The sequence below is a fragment of the Glutamicibacter sp. HZAU genome (assembly GCF_004100365.1).
In the GTDB taxonomy this organism is placed as follows: Bacteria; Actinomycetota; Actinomycetes; order Actinomycetales; family Micrococcaceae; genus Glutamicibacter; species Glutamicibacter nicotianae.
On the sequence record NZ_SCKZ01000004.1, the window covers coordinates 1 to 21,026 of the forward strand.

Annotated in this window: 18 protein-coding genes; 12 read left to right on the forward strand and 6 right to left on the reverse strand. The window is 62.1% G+C overall.

The features are described 5' to 3' along the window. Positions 1-183 precede the first annotated feature (183 nt). Positions 184-951, reverse strand: coding sequence for a GNAT family N-acetyltransferase (locus EKH49_RS06735; protein ID WP_128470226.1), 768 nt, complete (start codon positions 949-951; stop codon positions 184-186). Then, positions 951-2,963: a M3 family metallopeptidase gene (locus EKH49_RS06740; protein WP_128470227.1), complete on the reverse strand. Its 2,013-nt coding sequence runs from the start codon at positions 2,961-2,963 to the stop codon at positions 951-953. The genes EKH49_RS06735 and EKH49_RS06740 overlap by 1 nt, the downstream gene beginning before the upstream one ends. A gap of 124 nt (positions 2,964-3,087) precedes the next feature. Between EKH49_RS06740 and EKH49_RS06745 the strand changes: the two genes are divergently transcribed. Beyond that, positions 3,088-4,257, forward strand: coding sequence for a CapA family protein (locus EKH49_RS06745; RefSeq protein WP_236641067.1), 1,170 nt, complete (start codon positions 3,088-3,090; stop codon positions 4,255-4,257). Between the two features lies 1 nt (position 4,258). Here the strand turns inward: EKH49_RS06745 and EKH49_RS06750 are convergent, their stop codons facing one another. Continuing rightward, positions 4,259-4,894, reverse strand: a complete 636-nt coding sequence (locus tag EKH49_RS06750; RefSeq protein ID WP_128470229.1) for a DUF6226 family protein — start codon at positions 4,892-4,894, stop codon at positions 4,259-4,261. 41 nt (positions 4,895-4,935) lie between these two features. Beyond that, positions 4,936-5,862 (reverse strand): aldo/keto reductase, encoded by a 927-nt coding sequence (locus EKH49_RS06755; protein ID WP_330857416.1) that lies wholly within the window; start codon positions 5,860-5,862, stop codon positions 4,936-4,938. 65 nt (positions 5,863-5,927) lie between these two features. Here EKH49_RS06755 and pdxT point away from each other — a divergent pair, with 65 nt between their 5' ends. From pdxT to EKH49_RS06800, 9 genes are all read left to right on the forward strand, one after another. After that, entirely contained in the window at positions 5,928-6,539 is a 612-nt protein-coding gene (gene pdxT / locus EKH49_RS06760; RefSeq protein ID WP_128470230.1) for a pyridoxal 5'-phosphate synthase glutaminase subunit PdxT, read from the forward strand. A 3-nt stretch (positions 6,540-6,542) separates the two neighbouring features. Continuing rightward, positions 6,543-7,301: a YebC/PmpR family DNA-binding transcriptional regulator gene (locus EKH49_RS06765; protein ID WP_128470231.1), complete on the forward strand. Its 759-nt coding sequence runs from the start codon at positions 6,543-6,545 to the stop codon at positions 7,299-7,301. Between the two features lie 3 nt (positions 7,302-7,304). Further along, entirely contained in the window at positions 7,305-7,904 is a 600-nt protein-coding gene (gene ruvC / locus EKH49_RS06770) for a crossover junction endodeoxyribonuclease RuvC (RefSeq protein WP_128470232.1), read from the forward strand. A gap of 107 nt (positions 7,905-8,011) precedes the next feature. Then, on the forward strand, positions 8,012-8,629 hold the full coding sequence (ruvA, locus tag EKH49_RS06775) for a Holliday junction branch migration protein RuvA (protein WP_128470233.1): 618 nt from the start codon (positions 8,012-8,014) through the stop codon (positions 8,627-8,629). Positions 8,630-8,655: 26 nt separating this feature from the next. Next, positions 8,656-9,705: a Holliday junction branch migration DNA helicase RuvB gene (ruvB, locus tag EKH49_RS06780; protein WP_128470234.1), complete on the forward strand. Its 1,050-nt coding sequence runs from the start codon at positions 8,656-8,658 to the stop codon at positions 9,703-9,705. 187 nt (positions 9,706-9,892) lie between these two features. After that, positions 9,893-10,303: a preprotein translocase subunit YajC gene (gene yajC, locus EKH49_RS06785; RefSeq protein ID WP_223308723.1), complete on the forward strand. Its 411-nt coding sequence runs from the start codon at positions 9,893-9,895 to the stop codon at positions 10,301-10,303. A 60-nt stretch (positions 10,304-10,363) separates the two neighbouring features. After that, complete coding sequence (gene secD, locus EKH49_RS06790; protein WP_128470235.1) at positions 10,364-12,106, forward strand: protein translocase subunit SecD; 1,743 nt, start codon at positions 10,364-10,366, stop codon at positions 12,104-12,106. Next, the gene (gene secF / locus EKH49_RS06795; protein WP_038991171.1) at positions 12,099-13,067 is read left to right on the forward strand and encodes a protein translocase subunit SecF; all 969 of its coding nucleotides are present in this window, start codon (positions 12,099-12,101) and stop codon (positions 13,065-13,067) included. The genes secD and secF overlap by 8 nt, the downstream gene beginning before the upstream one ends. A gap of 239 nt (positions 13,068-13,306) precedes the next feature. After that, the gene (locus EKH49_RS06800) at positions 13,307-15,574 is read left to right on the forward strand and encodes a RelA/SpoT family protein (protein WP_128470236.1); all 2,268 of its coding nucleotides are present in this window, start codon (positions 13,307-13,309) and stop codon (positions 15,572-15,574) included. A gap of 14 nt (positions 15,575-15,588) precedes the next feature. Here the strand turns inward: EKH49_RS06800 and EKH49_RS06805 are convergent, their stop codons facing one another. Next, positions 15,589-16,212 (reverse strand): hypothetical protein, encoded by a 624-nt coding sequence (locus tag EKH49_RS06805; protein WP_128470237.1) that lies wholly within the window; start codon positions 16,210-16,212, stop codon positions 15,589-15,591. Between the two features lie 60 nt (positions 16,213-16,272). Further along, entirely contained in the window at positions 16,273-17,631 is a 1,359-nt protein-coding gene (locus EKH49_RS06810) for a DUF349 domain-containing protein (protein ID WP_128470238.1), read from the reverse strand. Between the two features lie 143 nt (positions 17,632-17,774). Here EKH49_RS06810 and hisS point away from each other — a divergent pair, with 143 nt between their 5' ends. Both hisS and aspS read left to right on the forward strand, forming a co-directional pair. Beyond that, positions 17,775-19,097: a histidine--tRNA ligase gene (hisS, locus tag EKH49_RS06815; protein WP_128470239.1), complete on the forward strand. Its 1,323-nt coding sequence runs from the start codon at positions 17,775-17,777 to the stop codon at positions 19,095-19,097. Between the two features lie 89 nt (positions 19,098-19,186). Next, the gene (gene aspS / locus EKH49_RS06820) at positions 19,187-20,986 is read left to right on the forward strand and encodes an aspartate--tRNA ligase (protein WP_128470240.1); all 1,800 of its coding nucleotides are present in this window, start codon (positions 19,187-19,189) and stop codon (positions 20,984-20,986) included. Positions 20,987-21,026 lie beyond the last annotated feature (40 nt).

A 21,026-nucleotide genomic window follows, 5' to 3' on the forward strand; every position in this document is an offset into this window, starting at 1 on the left:
CGGGCTGTGTACTTCGGGGCGTTAAATCCCGGGGAGAAGTGTCACCACTTTAAATGTTGAAGTGTTACCGATGTCCTGAGGCAGAACTGTTACCGATGTCCTGAGAGAAAACAGTTTTAAAAGACTCGACTGGCCACCGGAAAATTCGGTGGCCAGTCAAGTTCCCGCCGTTTTAGCTGTTCGCTACTGGTTCCACGAGCGCAACACCATGTGGCGTCCGCGACCAAGAAGCTTGAGCCCATTGGCGCTGAAGAAGTCGGCGCTGGACGGCGTGGCCGCCGCGAGCAGCTCCTGCGGCACCTCGTCGTCTGGAGGCGACAGCGGATTGATCATGGAACGCGACAGGCCGTGCAGCAAGGCGGTGCCAATGCCATGGCGGCGATGTTCCTTGCCTACCGCCAGGGCATGCACCATGAGCTGTCCGTTCAGGCCCTGCTGGGCAAAGCCCCGGCCGACGATCTCTCCCTCGTCGGTGCGAGCCAAGGCATGCTCAACACGACGCAAGGCCGGATGCCCGCTGGATAGCTGGGTACTGGTCTCGCGCCACAGATTCGTCACGTTCAGCTCGGCCGCATCAGCGCCGGAGGCCTCAGGCACATTATTGCCCAAACGGATCTTTCCGTTCCAGCGATCCATGGGAATGGCCAACGGGCCAGCATGCCATGAGACTTGTGCATTATCGGAGAATCCTGCTGCCTTCAGCTCATCCGAGTGGGCGCCTGAGTTGACCCATGCTTCCACGCGCCGGGCGCCTAGCCGGTGGCCTTCGGCCAGCGCCGGGCGCAGGCCCGCCTGCTCCGCCTGCTCGGGGAACAACAGGATCAGGCGCTTGCGTACCGGCTGCCAGGCCCATGAGCATCCGTGTGTGGTAAAGATCTTGCCGCCGGTGGCTACTGCCAGTGCCTGATGCCAGTGGCTTAGCGCTTCCTGTGCGGAGGCAATAGTGGTCATTATTCTGCGTTCACCAATCCTCGACGGCGCAGCAACGGTTCAACCACTGCGGTGCGGCCGCGGAATAACTCGTAGGACTCAAGGGGATCGCGCGTATTGCCGCGCGACAGCAGTTCCTCGCGGAACCGATTACCATTTTCGCGCATCAAGCCGCCATTTTCCTCGAACCACTGCACAGTGTCGGCATCGAGCACCTCACTCCAGATGTAGGAGTAGTAGCCAGCGGAGTATCCATTGGCGAAAATGTGCTGGAAATAACCGGTGCGGTAACGAGGCGGAATCAGCTCGGTATCGAAGCCGGCTTGCTGAAGCACGTCTTGTTCGAACTGCAGCGGATCGGCGATAACGGTCCCGGCGCTGATGGTATGCCAGGCCCAGTCGAGCACGCTGGCAGCTAGGTACTCGGTGGTTGCAAAACCCTGGCCCCATAGCGAAGCTGCGCGGATCTTCTCGATCAGCGCCTCGCTCAACGCTTCGCCGCTCTGGTGGTGGACTGCATAACCGGTGACGACATCCTCGTGGAGCATCCACATCTCGTTAACCTGGGAAGGGAACTCCACGAAGTCGCGCGGGACCGAGGTGCCGGCAAGAGAAGCGTATTTTCCACTGGAGAACATGCCGTGCAGCGCGTGGCCGAACTCATGGAAGAGCGTATTCGCCTCATCCATGGACAGCAGGATTGGATCACCAGGCGCAGGCGGGGTGATGTTCAAGGTGTTGGTGACGATCGGTCGTTCTTCCAGGAATGAAGCGGCATCGCGCAGGCTGGTCATCCACGCGCCGCCCTTCTTCGTGTCACGGGCCAGATAGTCTCCGGTGTAGAGCGCCAAAGGCTTGCCATCGGCGTCGAAGACTTCGAAGACCCGAACGTCCGGGTGGTAGGCAGGCAGGTCGAACCGTTCCTGGAAGGTGATGCCGAACAGCTTGGTAGCCGTCGCGAAGACCCCATCGATGAGCACCCGGTCCAACTCGAAGTAGTTGCGCAGCGCTTCGGAATCCACCGAGTACTGATCACGCAGGACCTGATTGGAGAAGTATTTCCAATCCCACGCGTTGATTTCAGCACCGGAAATCTCACCGAGCACCTCAGCGTCCCTCCGGGCGTTTGCGGTGGCAGCTTTCGTCAGTTCGGCGAGACGCTCTTCCACCGCAGCGGTGGAAGGGGCGGTGGCTTGGGCGAGCACGGTTTCGGCATGATTGGCGAATCCGAGCAGCGCGGCGCGTTCGGCACGAAGCTGCGCCATTTCGGCGGCAATGTGAATTGTCGCGTTTTCCTCGGTGCCACGGCTCATTGATGCGTTGAACACCTTGCGGCGGGACTCGCTTGAGGACAGCGACTCCAGAACCGGCTGCTGGGTCGGAGAAACCAACGCCAGCAGGTAGCCCGACGCGTGGCCTGCTTGCTTCGCCGCCTGTGCTGCCGACTCGATGGCTGGACCGGACAGGCCGTCGAGTTCCGCAGCATCCTCGAAGTGCACCGCATGGGCGTTCTGATTCTTCAGCACGAGGTCAGCGAACTGCGTTGAAAGTTCGGCCAGCTTCGTGTTCAGTGCCTTCAGGCGATCCTTTTCGGCATCGCCCAAGCCTGCCCCGGCCAATTGGAAATTCTTCAAAGTTTGATCCGCTAAGCGGGCGTCTTCACCCTGGAGGCTTGCACAATCCAAGGCTTGTAAACGCGAATACAAGGTTTGGTTCAGGTAGATCTCGTCTTCCTGCTCGGACCAGATCGATGAAATCTCTGATTGAATCGCCCGCAGATCTTCCGTCCCATGGGCAGAAATCACGGAGAAGTACGTCATCAACGCACGGCGCAGGGTCTGCCCGCTGGCTTCCAAAGCGAGGAATGTGTTCTCGAATGTGGGTTCCTTCGTATCGTCGATAATGCGCTGCAGCTCTTCGCGCTGCTCGGCTGCGCCGATCCGGGTCGCCTCCAGGTAGTGCTCAGCAGTGAGCTGGTCGAATGCTGGCCATTGGTAGGGCCTGGTGCTGGGAGTCAGAAGAGGGTTTTGCATAGGCCTAGGTTTTCATGGAAAAAGTGATTCAGCTTGCATTTACACCCTGCATACCCAGCTGAGCTAGGCTCGATGCATGCCCCAACGTGTTCTGTCTGCATTACTTCCACTTGGTTCAACGCTGATGGCCGCATTGCTGATTGGCGGTTGCTCTGCTGCTCCGACCGACAATCGAGAATCAGCAACCCCGCAGCCTTCGGTTCAATCGTCCACTTCAGTCTCGGCGCAACCGTTGTCGAGTCCACCCATTGATGAGAGTCCTGCTGAGGTTTTGGTGCCCCAAGAACTATCACTAATGGTTACCGGCGACGTATTGTTGCATCCTCAGCTGCTGGACGAAGCGAAGCAAGCGGCTGGCGCTAAATCCGGTAATGGTGAGGACTTCGATTTCAGCCCACTGCTTGCGGGTCTTGCACCGTTCGTCCAGGACGCGGATGTGGCCCTATGCAATCTCGAGACTCCGATTGGTGCCCCTCCGTACTCGGGGTACCCGCGGTTCACGGTTCCAGCTCAAATCCTGACCGATCTTGAGGCTATAGGCTACGACGGATGCACCACCGCCACCAACCACACGGTGGATGCCGGAACTGCCGGCGTCGAGCGGACACTGGATGCCTTGGAAGCGAACGGGCTTTTCGCGACCGGTTCCTATCGCAGCGAAAAGGAATCCGGGAAACCGTCGATCCTGGATGTCGATGGCGTGAAGTTCGGCGTAGTTACCAGTACCTATTCGCTCAACGGCCTGCCGGAAGAAGCCGACTGGCAAGTTGATACCGGAGTGGATGCGCAGCAACTGATCGCAAGGGGCAAGGCAACGCGCAAGGCGGGAGCTGACATCGTGGTGGCTGCCGTGCACGACGGAGCTGAATACACCACGGAACCGACAGCGTCGCAGAGACGGCTAGGTCGAGCTCTGGCTGAGTCCGGTGTCTTCGATTTCATCTACATGCACCACACCCATTCGGTATTGCCCATTGAAAAGCATGACGGAACCTGGATCGTCTATGGTTTGGGCAACTCCGTGGCCAAACATGCAACGCCAAGTATCCTCAACCGCGAAGGCATCAGCGTGAAGGCAACATTCACCGAGGATGAGTCGGGCGAATGGGACGTCAGCGACCTGCGCTGGGTCCCGCACCAGCTTTCGACCTCGCCGGTGATGTGGTGCCAAGTCTTCGATGCCGACGGATGCGTTCCGGAAGCTGATGCTAAAGCCTCGTTGAAGCGCAGCAAAGCCACGGTGAATGCCTACGGCGCATTCGAAGATGGGCTTCAAGAGTGGGCGTTGGACTGAGCTATCGCATTGGCCAGGGCTCCCAGGAGCCGCTTTCGGGCAGAATGGCACGCGCCCGGGCCAGCCGCGCCGGCGATACGTCATCGAGACCGCCGGATCGCTCACTGAACCCCATCTCATCAACTTCGAAACGGTGAACGAGGCGGCCAGCGTCAAGAACCAGGTACTCGCCGAATGCTCCGGACACTGCGGCCCCCACCTGGGCTTCCAGTTCCTCAATCATGTCGGGAACGTGCTCATCGCATGCGTCGCAGCCGCAGTCCGGGAACATTGCTTGGTACAGCGCACCGAGCTCCAGATGCACCCCGGGAAATTTTGTGAGAACTATGCCCAATGGAGCGCAGCGCGAATCCACCGGGAAGATCCGAATAGAGCACATCACTGTGTCCGGTGGAATCCGCAGTTCGGTGGCCAGACCGGGATCTTCGAAGCAGCGCACCTGGAATTGCTCCTGCATCCAGCCCAGCAACGCCCGGGCTACATGCTGCACGGGGGCAAAACGTTCCGGATGTTCGGTCACCGAATAGCTTTCATGATCCGGCTCTCCATCCCAACGCTCGCCATAGGGGATTGGGGTACCGAGCTCGTCGAGGTACTCCGCGAATTTATTGTCTGGCCGCTGGTAGCCACTGAGCATGCTCGGTTCCTCCTGATGCGTCAAACCATGGCAGTAAGGGCTTAATGCCCGAATTCATCCGAATCGGTGAAGGGGCCGGCTCCAGTATCCATGGCATCGATGGCGGCTATTTCTGCCTGGGTGAGATTGAAATCGAAAATATCCAGGTTCTCGTGTTGCCGCTGAGGATCGGCCGATTTCGGTGCTGCCGCACGTCCGGACTGGACATGCCAGCGGAGTGCCACCTGCGCGCTGCTCTTGCCATGCGCCTCGGAAATTTGTGCCAGAGTCGGATGTGAAAGGAAATCGGACTTCTGCCGTCCCAATGGGGAATAAGCTTCGGTCCGCACGCCATGCTCCGTATTGAAAGCTTGCCATTCGGCGCTTTGACGCTCAGGATCCACCTGGATCTGGTTCAGCGCCGGCACGTGCCCTGTTTTCAAGACATTCTGCAACTGGTAAGGCTTGAAATTCGAGACGCCGGCAGCTCGGATCTTCCCTTCGTCTACGAGCTTTGCCAGCTCTGTGAACGCCTCGACGTAGGTGTTCTGCCGCGGGTTTGGCCAGTGGATCAAGAACAGGTCCACATAGTCGAGTACAAGGCGGGACAGGGAGTTCTCCAAGGCCTGGCGCACGCCTAGGGCCGAATGCCACTTCTTGTTGAACTTCGTCGTCACGAAGAATTCATCGCGGTCAAGCCTGCTCTGCGCCAACGCCTGGCCGACGGCGTCCTCGTTCTCATAGTTCTCCGCCGTCTCCACGCGGCGATAGCCGACGTCAAGGGCCGAACGAACCGCGGTGACCGCCTCCTGGCCGCGCATGGGCCACGTACCCAAGCCTACGGAAGGCATGCTCACGCCACCGGCAAGTTCGAGGGAAGAAATATCAGCAATCATGTTCCCGAACCTACCAAGCTTTACGGGCTGCCGGGAGGTTGCATCGAAGAATCCACGACACACCGGGAAACAAAACCGGCGCAGGGCAGCCATGGGTTTAACGTTGTTTCGGCGCATTTCCGTGCTGCCATCCACCGAACACCATGAAGGTTAGAACCATGCCGAAAATAGGCGTCCTCGCGCTGCAAGGGGATTTCCGCGAACATCTGGCCTCTTTTGAACGGCTTGGGCAACGTGCGCAGATGGTGCGTACAGTCGAGGATTTGGCGCAGGTCGACGCGCTGGTGCTACCCGGCGGCGAGTCTTCCGTAATTGACCGACTCTCCCGCAACTACGGGCTGGCCGATCCCATCAAGGAACGCATCGCCGAAGGCATGCCGGTCTACGGCTCCTGCGCTGGAATGATCATGCTGGCCGACCGCATCGAGAACCCCGCCATCGCGCGGGATGGCGCGGTGCAGCAAAGCTTCGGCGGCATCGACATGACGGTGAGGCGCAATGCCTTCGGGCGTCAGGTCGACTCGTTCGAGCACCAGCTGGACTTCAACGGGCACACGTTGGAAGCGGTGTTCATCCGCGCCCCGGAAGCCGTGCAAATCGGCCCGGACGCCGAGGTGATCAGCACCGTTCAAGCCGGGCCGAATGGCGGACAGGGTAGAATTGTTGCAGTACGCCAGGGAAAATTGTTGGCAACCAGCTTTCACCCGGAAGTCACCGGCAGCACAGCTATCCATCAATTTTTCATCAATCTCACGCGAGGAGACGCTTAAAGCATGTCAGGCCACTCCAAATGGGCAACTACCAAGCACAAGAAGGCTGCGATCGACGCCAAGCGCGCCAAGGCCTTCGCGAAATTCATCAAGGGCATTGAAGTTGCCGCCCGCGCCGGCGGAGCCGACATGGCCGGCAACCCTGCACTGGAACTTGCCGTCAGCAAGGCCAAGAAGAACTCCGTGCCGATCAACAACATCGACCGCGCAATCAAGCGTGGCGCTGGCCTGACCGGTGAGGTCGTCGACTACACCGAGATCATCTACGAAGCACGGGGCCCGCAGGGCTCGGCGCTGCTGATCGAGTGCCTGACCGACAACAAGAACCGCGCAGCCTCCGAGGTTCGCGTGGGCATCACCCGCAATGGCGGCACCGTCGCCGACCCGGGATCGGTGGCCTACCTGTTCAACCGCCAGGGCGTAGTCCGCCTGCCCAAGGGCGAGCTGACCGAAGATGACCTGCTGATGATCGTGCTGGACGCCGGTGCCGACGAGATCCTGGACGAGGACGAGAACTTCGCCATCGTGTGCGATCCTTCGGACCTGCGCGCGGTCGCAGCGGCGCTGGACGAGAACAATATCGCCTACGAATCCGACGAAATGGAATTCCTGCCGTCGATGAAGGTGGACCTGGATGTCGACGGAGCCCGCAAGTTCCTGAAGCTCTACGACGCGCTGGAGGAACTGGACGACGTCCAGGGCATCTACACCAACGCAGATCTCTCCGATGAGGTTCGCGCCGCATTGGACGAAGAGCAGTAGGGCTTGGCCTTACGTGTTGTCGGCGTCGACCCCGGCCTGACCCGTTGCGGTCTTGCCGTGGTCGACGTCGCTGCAAACAGGCAAGTTTCACTGGTGGACGTCACCGTCGCCGGCACCCCGCCGGGCACCCCGCTCGACGCCCGGCTCTTGACGATCTCCAACGCGATCGAGGCGTGGCTGGACCAGCACCGGCCCGACGTGCTCGCCCTGGAACGCGTGTTCGCTTCGGCGAATGTCTCCACGGTGATCGGCACCGCCCAGGTCACCGGCGTGGTGATCACCGCCGCGGCACGACGCGGCATCCCCGTCGCGCTGCATACGCCGACCGAGGTGAAGGCGGCGGTGACCGGTTCCGGTCAGGCGACCAAGGCGGCGATCGGCAAGATGATTGCCAAGATCTGCCGGCTTGATGAACCGCCCAAGCCTGCCGACGCCGCTGACGCGGTGGCCCTGGCGATCACCCACGGCTGGCGCGGAGCGGCCACCGGCTCGAACGCCTCGGCCTCTGCGGTGCATGCCGGCGGGTCCTCGCAGCTGACAGGTGCTCAGCAGGCATGGATCGCCGCCGAAGCGTCAGCCAAGCGCCGAGCGGTGCGCCGCTAGCCGGCGGCCGTGAAATGACCTCGACCCACCGGGAAACACGGAGGATCGATATTCGTAGGTATCTTCGATAAACTGGGTTCGATCGAACATACATCCCAAGGAGTGGCATGATCAGCTCATTGACCGGCACCGTGCAGGCGGTTGCACTGAACACCGCGGTAATCGACGTTAACGGCTTCGGAATGCTGGTCAACGCCACCCCCGGAACGCTGTCCGGCCTGCATCAAGGGCGCGAGGCGACGGTCTTCACCTCCATGGTGGTGCGCGAGGACTCCATGACCCTTTTCGGCTTCGCCACCGCGGAGGAGCGGGATGTCTTCGAAGTCCTGATCTCCGTATCGGGCATCGGGCCGCGCACCGGCCTGGCCATCCTGGCCGTGCATTCTCCCGAAGAAGTGCGCATCGCGGCGAACACGAAGGACACCGCCGCATTCACCAAGGTGTCCGGCATCGGCCCCAAGGGCGCCAGCCGCATCGTGCTGGAACTGAACGGCAAGCTGGTCCCGACCGGCGTGCCAGTGGCGCCGGTGTCCGGCGGAGGTACCGCCAGCGTCTGGGAACCGCAGGTGATCGAGGCGCTGACCGGGCTGGGCTGGAGCGAAAAGGATGCAACCAGCACCCTGAAATCGCTGTCCAAGGCCGATCCGGATGTCGTGGCCACCGGCAACGTCGCTGAAATCCTGCGTGCCGCGCTGCGCAGCATGTCCAGCGGAACCCGCGTCTAAGCGGTCTGCGAGAGGATCGACTTTTCATGAATGACTCCACCGGGCTCACGAACGCCGGCAGCGAACCCGAAGAACGGGTCATCGAAGCTGCCCTACGCCCGCGGAATCTCGACGACTTCGTCGGCCAATCCCGGGTGCGCCAGCAGCTCTCGCTGGTGCTCGAAGCGGCCAAGATCCGCGAACGCACCGCGGACCATGTACTGCTCTCGGGCCCGCCCGGGCTGGGCAAGACCACCTTGTCGATGATTATCGCCGCCGAGATGAACGCGCCATTGCGCATCTCTTCCGGCCCGGCCATCCAGCACGCCGGCGACCTGGCCGCGATCCTCTCCTCGCTGACCGAGGGCGAGGTGCTGTTCCTCGATGAAATCCACCGCATGTCCCGGCCCGCCGAGGAAATGCTCTACATGGCAATGGAAGACTTCCGCGTAGACATCGTCGTCGGCAAGGGAGCCGGCGCTACCGCGATTCCCCTGGAGCTGCCGCCCTTCACGCTCGTCGGGGCCACCACGCGCGCGGGCCTGCTGCCCGGACCGCTGCGCGACCGCTTCGGCTTCACCGGGCACCTGGAGTTCTACGCGGTCAAGGAACTCGAGCTGGTACTGCGCCGTTCGGCCATGATGCTGGATCTGAGCGTCACCTCAGCTGCATTCACCGAGATCGCCGGGCGCTCCCGCGGCACCCCGCGTATCGCCAACCGCCTGCTGCGCCGCGTGCGGGACTGGGCCCTGGTGCACAAGCTCGAAGAGATCGATGCCAAGGCAGCAGCTGCCGCCCTGGACATGTACGAGGTCGATGCGCGCGGACTGGATCGCCTGGACCGCGGAGTGCTGGAAGCACTGTGCACGAAATTCGGCGGGGGACCGGTAGGGCTGTCGACCCTGGCTATCGCCGTCGGCGAAGAGACCGAGACCGTCGAAACCGTCGCCGAGCCATACCTGGTGCGCGAAGGATTGATGGGCCGGACTCCTCGAGGACGTATCGCCATGCCCGGAGCCTGGGAGCATCTGGGATTGGCCATGCCCAAGGATGCCATCTTCGCCAGTGCGCAAAGCTATGAAAACGATGAGGATTAGGCAAGCATTACTTCACTGCCCGCGTAAATGGCCTGCCGGTTCACCGTGACCCATTAGACTAAAGACGCCCGACCTGTGCCCAATTCAGGGTAAGGTGGGGCGTCTTTGCTGTTTCGCGCCAGAAAATGGCGCAGCGGCATCCCAGAACTCCAGACCAAATCGCAACGAATCGTTAGCAGGTAAATACGTGAATCCTCTCGTAATCGCACAGGCCGCTGGTGGCGGCTTCAACCCTTCGCTGATCCTGATGGTCGCCCTGTTTGCAGTGCTGATCTTCATGATGTTCCGTGGCCGCAAGAAGCAGGCCGCCCAGCAGGAGAAGCTGAAGAACAACACCGTGCCAGGCGCCAAGGTGATGACCAACTCGGGAATCTTCGGCACCGTCGTCGGTGTAGACGCAGAGGATCGCGTACAGGTTGAGGTTTCGCCAGGCGTGGTGCTGACCCTGCACCGCCAGGCCATCGCCACCTTCCTGGACAAGGATGCGGCAGCCCCGGCCGCTGCCGACGAACCAGCAGCACCCTCCAACGCAACCGAAACCCCGGAAGAGTCCCTGCGTCGCTTGAACGACGAGGGCAAGGACGAGCGCAACGCCTAAGTCCCGGGCAGCATAGCGGTGGCCTGAAGGCCAAGCCACCCGAACCAGAAAGCACAATAGATGTCATCAATCAGACCTGTTAAACAGGCGCGCAAAGCGTTGCTGTGGTTGCTGGTCGTCTTCATCATCGCAACCGGAGTGTTGGTGGGTGGTGCGGTGAACGGCAAAACCGGATGGGGACCGAAGCTGGCCCTCGACCTCGAAGGCGGCACCGAGATGATCCTGGCCCCTCGGGTCCAGGGCGACGAGGCGATCAACCAAGAGCAGCTGGACCAAGCGGTGGAGATCATCCGCCAGCGCGTGGACGGTTCCGGTGTCACCGAATCGGAAATCACCACCCAGTCCGGACGCAACGTCGTGGTCTCGATGCCCGGTACCCCGGACCAGACCACCCGCAATTTGATCCAGGCCTCGGCCAACATGGAATTCCGCCCGGTGCTGATCACCGGTGGTTTCGCAGCCACTCCGAAGGAAGACCGCACCCCCAAGGAAGACCTGCCAAAGCCTAGCGGCAAGCCAGAGAACCCATCGGATACCAACTGGATCACCCCAGAGCTGTTCCAGGAGTTCGAAGGCTACGACTGCGAGGTAGAACTCAAGGATCGCGGTGGCGAAGCCGCCGACCCAGACAAGCCTATGATCTCCTGCGACCACAGTAGGGGTGTCAAGTACATCCTCGGCCCGCAGGAAATCTCCGGAGACATGATCAAGGACGCCTACGCCCAGTTGGCCCGCGGCGTCAATGGATCGGTGACCGGCGAATGGGTCGTCGTTATCGAGTTCAACGCCGAAGGCACCAAGCTCTTCGCGGATACCACCCAGCGTCTGATTGCCCTGCAGGGCTCGCAGAACCAGTTCGCGATCGTGCTTGATGGCGAAACCATTTCGGCGCCAACCACCAATGCAGTGATTTCCGATGGCCGCCCGCAGATCTCCGGCGGCTTCACCCAGGAAAGCTCGCAGGCGTTGGCCGAGCAGCTGAAGTACGGCGCGCTGCCAATCAGCTTCGACATCCAGTCCGAGCGCCAGGTTTCCGCAACCCTGGGCGCTGACCAGCTGACCGCTGGCCTCATCGCCGGCATCATCGGCCTGGTTCTGGTCTTCATCTACTCGCTGTTCCAGTACCGGGCCCTGGGACTGGTGACCATCGCGTCGCTGCTGGTTTCCGGCGTGCTCACCTACCTGGCGCTGGTGCTGCTGGGCTGGGGCATGAACTACCGCCTGTCGCTGGCAGGCGTCGCCGGCCTGATCGTTGCCATCGGCCTCATCGCCGACTCGTTTATCGTGTACTTCGAGCGCGTGCGCGATGAGCTGCGCGAAGGCAGGCCGCTGGCAAGCGCCGTGGATGTCGGCTGGAAGCGCGCCAAGCGCACCATTCTGGCATCCAAGGCAGTGAACGTGCTGGCCGCAATCGTGCTCTACATCGTTGCCGTGGGCAACGTACGAGGCTTCGCCTTCACCCTGGGCCTGACCGCCATCATCGACCTCATCGTCGTGTACGGCCTGACCCACCCGACCTTGGTGCTGCTGGCACGCACCAAGTTCTTCGCCAACGGCCACCCGATGTCGGGCATGGATCCATCGTTGCTTGGCGTCAAGCCGCTGTACCAGGGCGCGGGCAAGGTTCGCCGCTTCGATGAGAATGTTGCGGCAAATCGCGGCAAGAAGAATGCGAAGGCATCGGCTGAGGCAGCGAAGCGCATGACCATTGCCGAACGCCGCCGCGCACAGGCCGAGCAGTCCGCTGGCTCGAACGCGTCTGGCAGCACGCAGGCCAAGGCCCAGGAGGAGAACAATGAATAAGCTAGTCACTTGGGGCAACGAGCTCTACACCGGCAAGCGTTCCTACCCGTTCACCTCCAAGCACCGCTTGTGGTTCCTGATCGCCGGCATCCTGGTGATCCTGTCCATCCTGATCCCGGTGGTCAAGGGCGGCTTCAATCTGGGTATCGACTTCCGCGGCGGTTCTGAATTCACCGTTTCGGATGTGCAGAACACGGATATCTCGATTGGCGAAGAGACGGTCAGCTCAGTGGCTTCAGGATCTGAGGCAACGGTGACCAATATTGCTCCGGGCACCATGCGCGTGCAGACCGAGCGTTTGAGCGATGACCAGACCCTGGCCATTGCCGATCAGCTCGCGAAGAACTACGGCGTCAGCAGCGACGAAGTGACCAGCAACTTCATCGGCCCGACCTGGGGCGAAGACGTTTCACGCCAGGCATTGTTTGGCCTGGTCGTCTTCGTGGTCCTGGTGGGCTTGCTGATGGCAGCCTACTTCCGCACCTGGAAGATGTCGCTGGCAGCGATCGTCGGCCTGATGGCAGTGGTGATCGTGACCGCGGGCATCTACTCGCTGACCGGTTTCGAAATCACGCCGAGCGCGATCATCGGCTTCCTGACCATCCTGAGCTACTCGCTGTATGACACCGTGGTGGTTTTCGACAAGGTCCGCGAAAACACCAAGGACTACACCCAGCAGACCAAGCGCACCTTCGAGCAGCTGGTCAACCTCGCTGTGAACCAGACCTTGGTCCGCTCGATCAACACCTCGGTTGTGGCCGTGCTGCCGGTGGCCGCGATCCTGTTCATCGGCTCCTACCTGCTGGGAGCCGGTACGCTCAAGGACCTGTCCTTGGCGCTGTTCGTCGGCATCATCGTCTCGGCCCTGTCGACCCTGTTCGTCCAGGCACCGATGTTCCACTGGCTGCGCCACAAGGACGAGGACGTGGTTGCGCACGACAAGAAGATGGCAGCGCTCTAACGCGATCTGAAGTCTAGGATATGGTGCCCCCGGCAGATGGCCGGGGGCACCATTTCGCTTAAGCTGTAAGATGCGTAATTAGTTGTCACCGCGCGAACGTGCTATAACGATTGAACTAAAGAAGGTGTTTTTCAGGTGCACGGCCACCGGTGATCTGGCGGCCCGAAACTACCGATGGATTTGACCGGGCTCCATACTGGCTTCGGGAAAATTCCAACGGCAACGGGAAGGAGCGGGGCATGGCGAATACGCCTAACCTGAACAATTCGAAACGACGCTCTATCTCTCGTTTGGTGCGCTTTGCAGGCCGGGGGAGCACTCCGAGCACATCGCCGACTCTCGAACCGCTGCTGCGCACGGTCAAGTCGAAGCATCCGAAGGCGGATCTGGATTTGCTGGTCCGTGCCTACGAGGTCGCAGAAAAATATCATGAGGGCCAAAAGCGCAAGAGCGGCGACCCCTACATCACGCACCCTGTCGCGGTCGCCACGATCTTGGCAGAAATGGGCATGACCGGTTCGATTCTCGCCGCTGCCTTGCTGCACGACACGGTCGAAGACACCGAGTACTCCCTCGAGTCGGTGAAGAAGGAATTCTCCGAAGAAATCGCCATGCTGGTGGACGGCGTGACCAAGCTGGACAAGGTCACCTACGGCGATGCGGCCCCCGCCGAAACCGTGCGCAAAATGGTCGTCGCGATGTCCCGCGACATCCGCGTGCTGCTGATCAAGCTGGCGGACCGCCTGCATAATGCACGCACCTGGCGCTACGTCTCGCCGGAATCCTCCTCCCGCAAGGCGAAGGAAACCCTGGAAATCTTCGCTCCGCTGGCACACCGCCTGGGCATGAACACGGTCAAATGGGAGCTGGAGGACCTGTCCTTCGCCGCTTTGCATCCCAAGGTCTACCAGGAGATCGTCCGCATGGTCGGCGACCGCACCCCTGAGCGCGAAAAGTACCTTTCATCAATCCGCCAGACCCTTTCGCGCGATCTGGGAGATGTGGCCATCCACGCCTCGGTATCCGGCCGGCCCAAGCACTACTATTCGATCTACCAGAAGATGATCGTGCGCGGCAAGGACTTCGACGACATCCACGACCTGATGGGCGTGCGGATCCTGGTCGACACCGTCAAGGACTGCTACGGCGCGCTGGGCGTCGTGCACGCGGAGTGGAATCCGCTGCCCAACCGCTTCAAGGACTACATCGCCATCCCGAAGCTGAATCTCTACCAGTCGCTGCACACCACGGTGATGGGTCCCGAGGGCAAGCCCGTGGAAATCCAGATCCGCACCCATGACATGCATGTGCGCGCTGAATACGGCGTCGCCGCGCATTTCCAGTACAAGCATGGCCAGACCGACAACTCCATGCTCTCTCCGGAGCAGAACATGGATTGGCTGCGCTCCCTGATGGAATGGCAAGCCGACACCGCCGACTCCGAAGAATTCCTGGACGGGCTGCGCTACACCATCAGCTCCGCCGAGGTCTACGTGTTCACCCCGAAGGGCGACATCATGTCCCTGCCGGTGGGGGCAACACCGGTGGACTTCGCCTACTCGATCCACACCGACGTAGGGCACCGAACCATCGGTTCGCGCGTCAATGGCAAGCTCGTGCCTCTGCATACCGAACTCAAGCAGGGTGATGTGGTGGAGGTCTTCACCTCCAAGGCTGAGGGCGCCGGCCCATCCCAGGACTGGCAGAATTTCGTCAAGTCGCCGCGGGCCAAGGCGAAGATCCGCGGCTACTTCTCCAAGGAGCGCCGCGAAGAGGCCATCGAAAAGGGCAAGGAGCTGCTGACCAAGGAACTGCGTCGCAACCAGCTGCCGTTGCAGAAGCTGATGACGCACGATTTGCTCACCGCGGTAGCCAACGAGCTGCACCACACTGACATTTCTGCGTTGTACCAGTCGGTGGGCGACGGCCATACCAGTGCACAAAACGTCATCGAGCATCTAACGGCTCTGATCGGCCCGCCAGAAGCCGAACAGGTCGATGAGGAAGCGGTAATCCACCCGGTCGCTCCTAGCCCGTCTACGGGCAATGAGGCCGGTGTGATCGTGGAAGGCCTGGGAGACGTGCTGGTCAAGCTGGCGCGTTGCTGCACCCCAGTGCCGCCAGATGAGATCCAAGGGTTCGTCACCCGAGGCGCCGGCGTCTCGGTGCACCGCACGGATTGCCTGAACCTGACGCAGCTCGCCGAGCAGCCCGATCGGCTCGTCAACGTCACATGGGCCACCAAGCACCACGGCGTGTTCCTGGTCGAGATCCAGGTCGAGGCGCTGGACCGCAAATCGCTGCTTTCCGACGTGACCCGGATCCTTTCCGAAAGCCACCTGAACATCCTGTCCGCCAGTGTGCAGACCAGCAAGGACCGTGTTGCCATTTCGCGCTTCGCCTTCGAAATGGGCGACCCGAAGTTCCTGAGCCACGTGCTGAACCAGGTGCGGCGGATTGATGGCGTCTACGATGTCTACCGCACCACTGCGGGATCGCGCCGGTAACTTGCCTGGCCGGCCTATGCGGCCTGTGCTGTGCCGGAGAAGGACTGCACCAGGCGCAGCGCCCTGGATCGTTCAGGTGACGGATCCTCGCTATCCAGCGCCTTCCGGATCTGATCCAAGTTCAGGTAGGGGTCTGCCAGGGATATGACGGTGCCCAGCACCCGGCTGGCAATGGGCAATGGATCATATTTGGCGCAATCGCAGACGCTGCGCAATGCCGTGGTGACCTTGAGTCGGCTGCGGAACACCATCTGCGTATCAGGCACCTGTATCTGGGCGAATTCGGCCTTCAGGCCGTGCCCGGGATAAAAAGGCCGATGGTAGTTCTTGGTGTAGATGCACAAGGTGAAGACGGAGGGCAAGAGCCCGTGGATCCAGGCCGCGGTCTGCCGCGCCAGCACGGCATCGCGGTCCAGTTCCCGGCCGCAGGCGAAGCCCGCAATGCGGGCACGCACCGAGGCGTTGACCTGGATGCTGCTGGGCAGGAAGTAATCACCAAGCACCTCGCGCAATAAGCCGTTGAAAGCCATGGCGTCCAACTCATTGCGGGTGAACATCTCGCCGGCGATCCAGAGATCCCCGGGAATGCGCAACGCGGCGGCGCGGGGTCCGGTAGCTGCGGAATTTCTCGTTTCCATAGAGCTACTGAACCAGTCCGCACCGCCGCGTTGGCGGGTTGCAAGCGATCTGTGGATTACTTACTGGAAGTCGGCTGCCGACTTCTCCAAGGTGCTCAGCCACATGCGGCGTGCATCCAGGGCTTCCTGGGCTGCCGCGATCTGCTTGGCATTGCCCTTGGCCTGCGCTGCTGCCAGATCATCTTCCAGGGCGGCGATGGTGTCCTGCAGCTGCGAGAGCATGGAGTTGGAACGGGCCTTGGTCTCCGGGTTGGAACGACGCCACTGCTCGTCCTCGGCACCCTTGACCGCGTCCTCGACCTGGCGCAGTGCCGACTCGATGCGCTGCAGGTCGTTGCGCGGCACCTTGCCGGCTTCTTCCCAGCGGGTACGGATCGAATCCAGCTCCTTCTTGGCGGCGGCCAGATCCTTGATCGGAAGCAGCGCGCGGGCTTCTTCCAGCAGTGCTTCCTTCACCACGAGGTTCTGGGCGTACTCTTCATCGATCTTGGCGTTGGCCGCGGCGCGAGCCTGGAAGAAGACATCCTGGGCGGCGCGGAAGCGGCTCCAGAGCTGGTCATCGTCCTTGCGCGAGGCGCGGCGCGACTTCTTCCACTCATCCATGAGCTTGCGGTACTCGGCGGCCGTGGCAGCCCAGTCGGTCGAACCCTGCAGCGCCTCGGCGCGGGCGATCAGTTCTTCCTTGACTTCCTTGGCTGCAGCGTTGGTCGAATCCAGCTGCGAGAAGTACGCGCGGCGGTGGCGGTCGAAGGTGGTGCGGGCCGAACGGAACCGCTTCCACAGCGCATCCTCGGTGGCGCGTGGCAGACGGACCGAGGAACGCTGCGCGCCCTTCCAGGCATCGAACAGCTCGTTCATGGTGGCCGAAGCGGTCTTCCACTGGATCTGCTCCGGGCGCTTGGCGGCCAGGGCCTCGGCCTGCTCGACGATGGCCTCGCGGGCAGCGAGCTGCTCGGCACGAGCCTCGTCGTTGGCCTTGCGCTGTTCGCTGGCCAATGCCTCGACGGCGACGCGGACATCTTCCAGGCGGGATTCCAGCGCCGGGATGTCGCCGACCATGTGGCGTTCTGCGACGGTGGCCGAGAGCGCCTGCACAGCCTTGCTGAGCTCGCCGGCCGGGGCCTTTGCTACTACACGCTGCTCGAGCAGCATCAGCTGCGAGAGCGCGTCGTCGTATTTGCGCACGAAGTAGCCCAGGGCTTCTTCCTGCGTTGCGTCCGGGTACTGGCCCACGGGGGACTCGGCGCCGTCGATGATCACGAAGACGTGGCCGTCCTCGGTCACGCGGGCGAACTTGGCCGCTTCATCGAGGGGAGTGGTGTGTGCGACGCTTGGCGCTACAACCGGCTTTGCGGCAGGCTTCTGCGCCTGTGGCAAGGGGGTCTTCTGGCTGTCGTCGGATTGCTGACTGGTGGTCACCGCTGAAACTCTTTCACTTTACGAGCACTTGCTTTAGCCAACTCTACCTGTGACCTCCGCTTCTTAGTAAGCCGACGTGCACAGGTTTCTCGGGTTTCGGGCTATAAGATGGGTAGGTAGCCCAATTTGCACTAAGGAGTTTCATGGCACGCAAGGCCTCACTATCAGGTTTCCCGGAATGGCTTCCAGCCGAACGGGCTGTCGAACAGCACGTGCTGGACACCTTGCGCCATGTCTTCGAGCTTCATGGATTCGCGAATATCGAGACCCGTGCCGTGGAAACCCGCGCGCAGCTGCTGCGCAAGGGCGAAATCGACAAGGAAGTCTACGGTCTCTCCCGCCTGGCCGCCGAGGATGACAAGAGCGATCCGAACGCGCTGGCCCTGCACTTCGACCTCACCGTGCCTTTCGCGCGCTACGTGGTGGAGAACGCCGGCCATCTGGCCTTCCCGTTCCGCCGCTACCAGATGCAGAAGGTGTGGCGCGGCGAACGCCCGCAGGATGGCCGCTTCCGCGAATTCACCCAGGCAGATATCGACGTCGTGGGCGATGGCACCCTGCCCTTCAGCTACGACGTGGAACTGGCGCTGACCATCGCCGATGCGCTCTCCGCCCTGCCGATCGGAGATTTCCGCCTGCGCGTGAACAACCGCAAGCTGGCCGAGGGCTTCTACCGCGGCCTGGGCCTGGAGGATCCTGACGCGGTGCTGCGCGCCATCGACAAGCTGGAGAAGATCGGCGACGACGCAGTTGCCAAGATCCTGATCGAGGAAGTCGGCGCCACCGCCGAGCAGGCCTCCGCGGCCCTGGCCCTGGCCAAGATCCGCACCCTGGACACCTCCTTCATCGAGCAGGTCCGCGCGCTGGGCGTGACGCACGAGCTGCTGGACACCGGCCTGGATGAGCTCGCGCAGGTCATCGACGCCGCGTCCAAGCGCGCACCGGGCAAGGTCATGGCCGACCTGTCCATCGCCCGCGGCCTGGACTACTACACCGGCACCGTGTACGAGACCGTGCTGGTGGGCCATGAGTCGCTGGGTTCGATCTGCTCGGGAGGCCGCTACGAATCATTGGCTTCGAAGGGGAAGAAGAACTACCCGGGCGTGGGCCTGTCCATCGGCGTCACCCGCCTGGTCTCGCGCATCCTCGCCGAAGAGGTGGTTACCGCCAGCCGTTCGGTGCCGTCGGTGGTATACGTCACCTTGGCCAACGAGGACTCCTGGCACGAAGCGCAGGATGTCGCAGCGCAGCTGCGCGAGCGCGGCATTGCCTGCGAGGTCGCGGCCAGCGCGGAGAAGTTCGGCAAGCAGATCAAATACGCTGATCGCCGCGGGATTCCGTTCGTGTGGTTCACCCACGCCGACGGCACCCACGAGGCCAAGGACATCCGCTCCGGCGAGCAGGTGACCGCCGATCCGGCCACCTGGATGCCGGCCGAAGCAGATCTGAAGATCGCCATCAGCTAGTCCCAGGGCTGAGCAGCCCGCCCGCACACCAGTAATGGTGCACTAAACTTCATGGGAAGAAACTTTCCACACAAACCGAAAGGATCGTAGTGCTACGCACTCATCAGCTGGGCGTCTTGAACGCCGAGCACATTGGACAGCAAGTCACCCTCACCGGCTGGGTCGCACGCCGCCGTGACCACGGCGGAGTCGCCTTCCTGGATTTGCGCGACGCGTCGGGCGTGGCCCAGGTCGTCGTGCGCGACGAAGAGGACTTCCATCCGCTGCGCAATGAGTTCGTCCTGCAGATCACCGGCAATGTCGAGCGCCGCCCGGAAGGCAACGAGAACCCGAACCTGCCAACCGGCGAGATCGAGGTCATCGCGGACACCGTGACCGTGCTGAACACCGCCGCTCCGCTGCCGTTCCAGATCGATGAGCACGTCGAGGTCGGCGAAGAGGCGCGCCTGCGCCACCGCTACCTGGATCTGCGCCGCCCGACCCCGGCACGCAACATCCGCCTGCGCTCCGAGGCCAACCGCGTCGCGCGCAACCTGCTGCACGATGAGGGCTTCATCGAAATCGAGACCCCGACGCTGACCCGTTCCACCCCGGAAGGCGCCCGCGACTTCGTCGTGCCTGCACGCCTGACCCCCGGCTCCTGGTACGCGCTGCCGCAGTCCCCGCAGTTATTCAAGCAGCTGCTGCAGGTCGGCGGCTTCGAGAAGTACTACCAGATCGCACGCTGCTACCGCGACGAGGACTTCCGCGCGGACCGCCAGCCGGAGTTCACCCAGCTGGACATCGAGGCATCGTTCGTCGAGGAAGACGACATCATCGCGCTCGGCGAGAAGCTGGTCAAGGAGCTGTGGAGCCTGATCGACGTCCAGGTGCCGACCCCGATCCGCCGCATGGCCTACTCCGAGGCGATGGCCAAGTACGGTTCGGACAAGCCGGACCTGCGCTTCGGGCTGGAACTGACGGAGATGACCGAGTACTTCGCGAACACCTCCTTCAAGGTGTTCCAGTCCGAGTACGTCGGTGCCGTCGTCATGCCTGGAGGCGCATCCCAGCCACGCCGCACCCTGGATGCCTGGCAGGAATTCGCCAAGCAGCGCGGTGCCAAGGGCCTGGCCTACGTGCTGATCAAGGAAGATGGCGAGCTGGCAGGCCCAGTGGCCAAGAACCTGTCCGACGAGGAGAAGGCCGGCCTGGCCGCAGCCACCGGCGCCTCTGCCGGCGACTGCATCTTCTTCTCCGCCGGCAAGAAGAACGAATCCCGCGCGCTTCTCGGCTCGGTTCGTGTCGAGATCGGCCACCGCACCGGCCTGATCAAGGATGGCGACTGGGCCTTCGTCTGGATCGTTGATGCGCCGATGTTCGAAGCCGCTTCCGACGCTGTCGCTTCCGGCGACGTGGCAGTGGGTGCCGGTGCCTGGACCGCTGTGCACCACGCGTTCACCAGCCCGAAGCCTGAGTTCATGGACACCTTTGACACCGATCCTGGCTCGGCCCTGTCCTACGCCTACGACATTGTCTGCAACGGCAATGAAATCGGCGGCGGCTCCATCCGTATCCATCAGCGCGACGTGCAGGAGCGTGTCTTCAAGGTCATGGGCGTGACCCAGGAGCAGGCCGACACCCAGTTCGGCTTCCTGCTCGAGGGCTTCAAGTACGGCGCCCCACCGCATGGCGGCATCGCCCTGGGCTGGGACCGCGTGCTGCAGCTGCTGACCAACTCGGAGTCCATCCGCGACGTCATCGCCTTCCCGAAGACCGGTGGCGGCTTCGATCCGCTGACCCAGGCTCCTGCGCCAATTACCCCGCAGCAGCGCAAGGAAGCCGGCATCGACTTCAAGCCGGAAAAGAAGAAGGCCGAAGAGGGCGAAGCTAAGGCTGAAGCCAAGTAGGCATTCGCTGTTCAAGGAAGCCGGGTGGAACGCATTTCAT

Bases quoted from the DNA above. Each gene is read 5' to 3' on its own strand.
- EKH49_RS06735 (WP_128470226.1), bottom strand. From the start codon at position 951: ATGACCACTATTGCCTCCGCACAGGAAGCGCTAAGCCACTGGCATCAG.
- EKH49_RS06740 (WP_128470227.1), bottom strand. From the start codon at position 2,963: ATGCAAAACCCTCTTCTGACTCCCAGCACCAGGCCCTACCAATGGCCA.
- EKH49_RS06745 (WP_236641067.1), top strand. From the start codon at position 3,088: ATGGCCGCATTGCTGATTGGCGGTTGCTCTGCTGCTCCGACCGACAAT.
- EKH49_RS06750 (WP_128470229.1), bottom strand. From the start codon at position 4,894: ATGCTCAGTGGCTACCAGCGGCCAGACAATAAATTCGCGGAGTACCTC.
- EKH49_RS06755 (WP_330857416.1), bottom strand. From the start codon at position 5,862: ATGGCTGCCCTGCGCCGGTTTTGTTTCCCGGTGTGTCGTGGATTCTTC.
- pdxT (WP_128470230.1), top strand. From the start codon at position 5,928: ATGCCGAAAATAGGCGTCCTCGCGCTGCAAGGGGATTTCCGCGAACAT.
- EKH49_RS06765 (WP_128470231.1), top strand. From the start codon at position 6,543: ATGTCAGGCCACTCCAAATGGGCAACTACCAAGCACAAGAAGGCTGCG.
- ruvA (WP_128470233.1), top strand. From the start codon at position 8,012: ATGATCAGCTCATTGACCGGCACCGTGCAGGCGGTTGCACTGAACACC.
- ruvB (WP_128470234.1), top strand. From the start codon at position 8,656: ATGAATGACTCCACCGGGCTCACGAACGCCGGCAGCGAACCCGAAGAA.
- secD (WP_128470235.1), top strand. From the start codon at position 10,364: ATGTCATCAATCAGACCTGTTAAACAGGCGCGCAAAGCGTTGCTGTGG.
- secF (WP_038991171.1), top strand. From the start codon at position 12,099: ATGAATAAGCTAGTCACTTGGGGCAACGAGCTCTACACCGGCAAGCGT.
- EKH49_RS06800 (WP_128470236.1), top strand. From the start codon at position 13,307: ATGGCGAATACGCCTAACCTGAACAATTCGAAACGACGCTCTATCTCT.
- EKH49_RS06805 (WP_128470237.1), bottom strand. From the start codon at position 16,212: ATGGAAACGAGAAATTCCGCAGCTACCGGACCCCGCGCCGCCGCGTTG.
- hisS (WP_128470239.1), top strand. From the start codon at position 17,775: ATGGCACGCAAGGCCTCACTATCAGGTTTCCCGGAATGGCTTCCAGCC.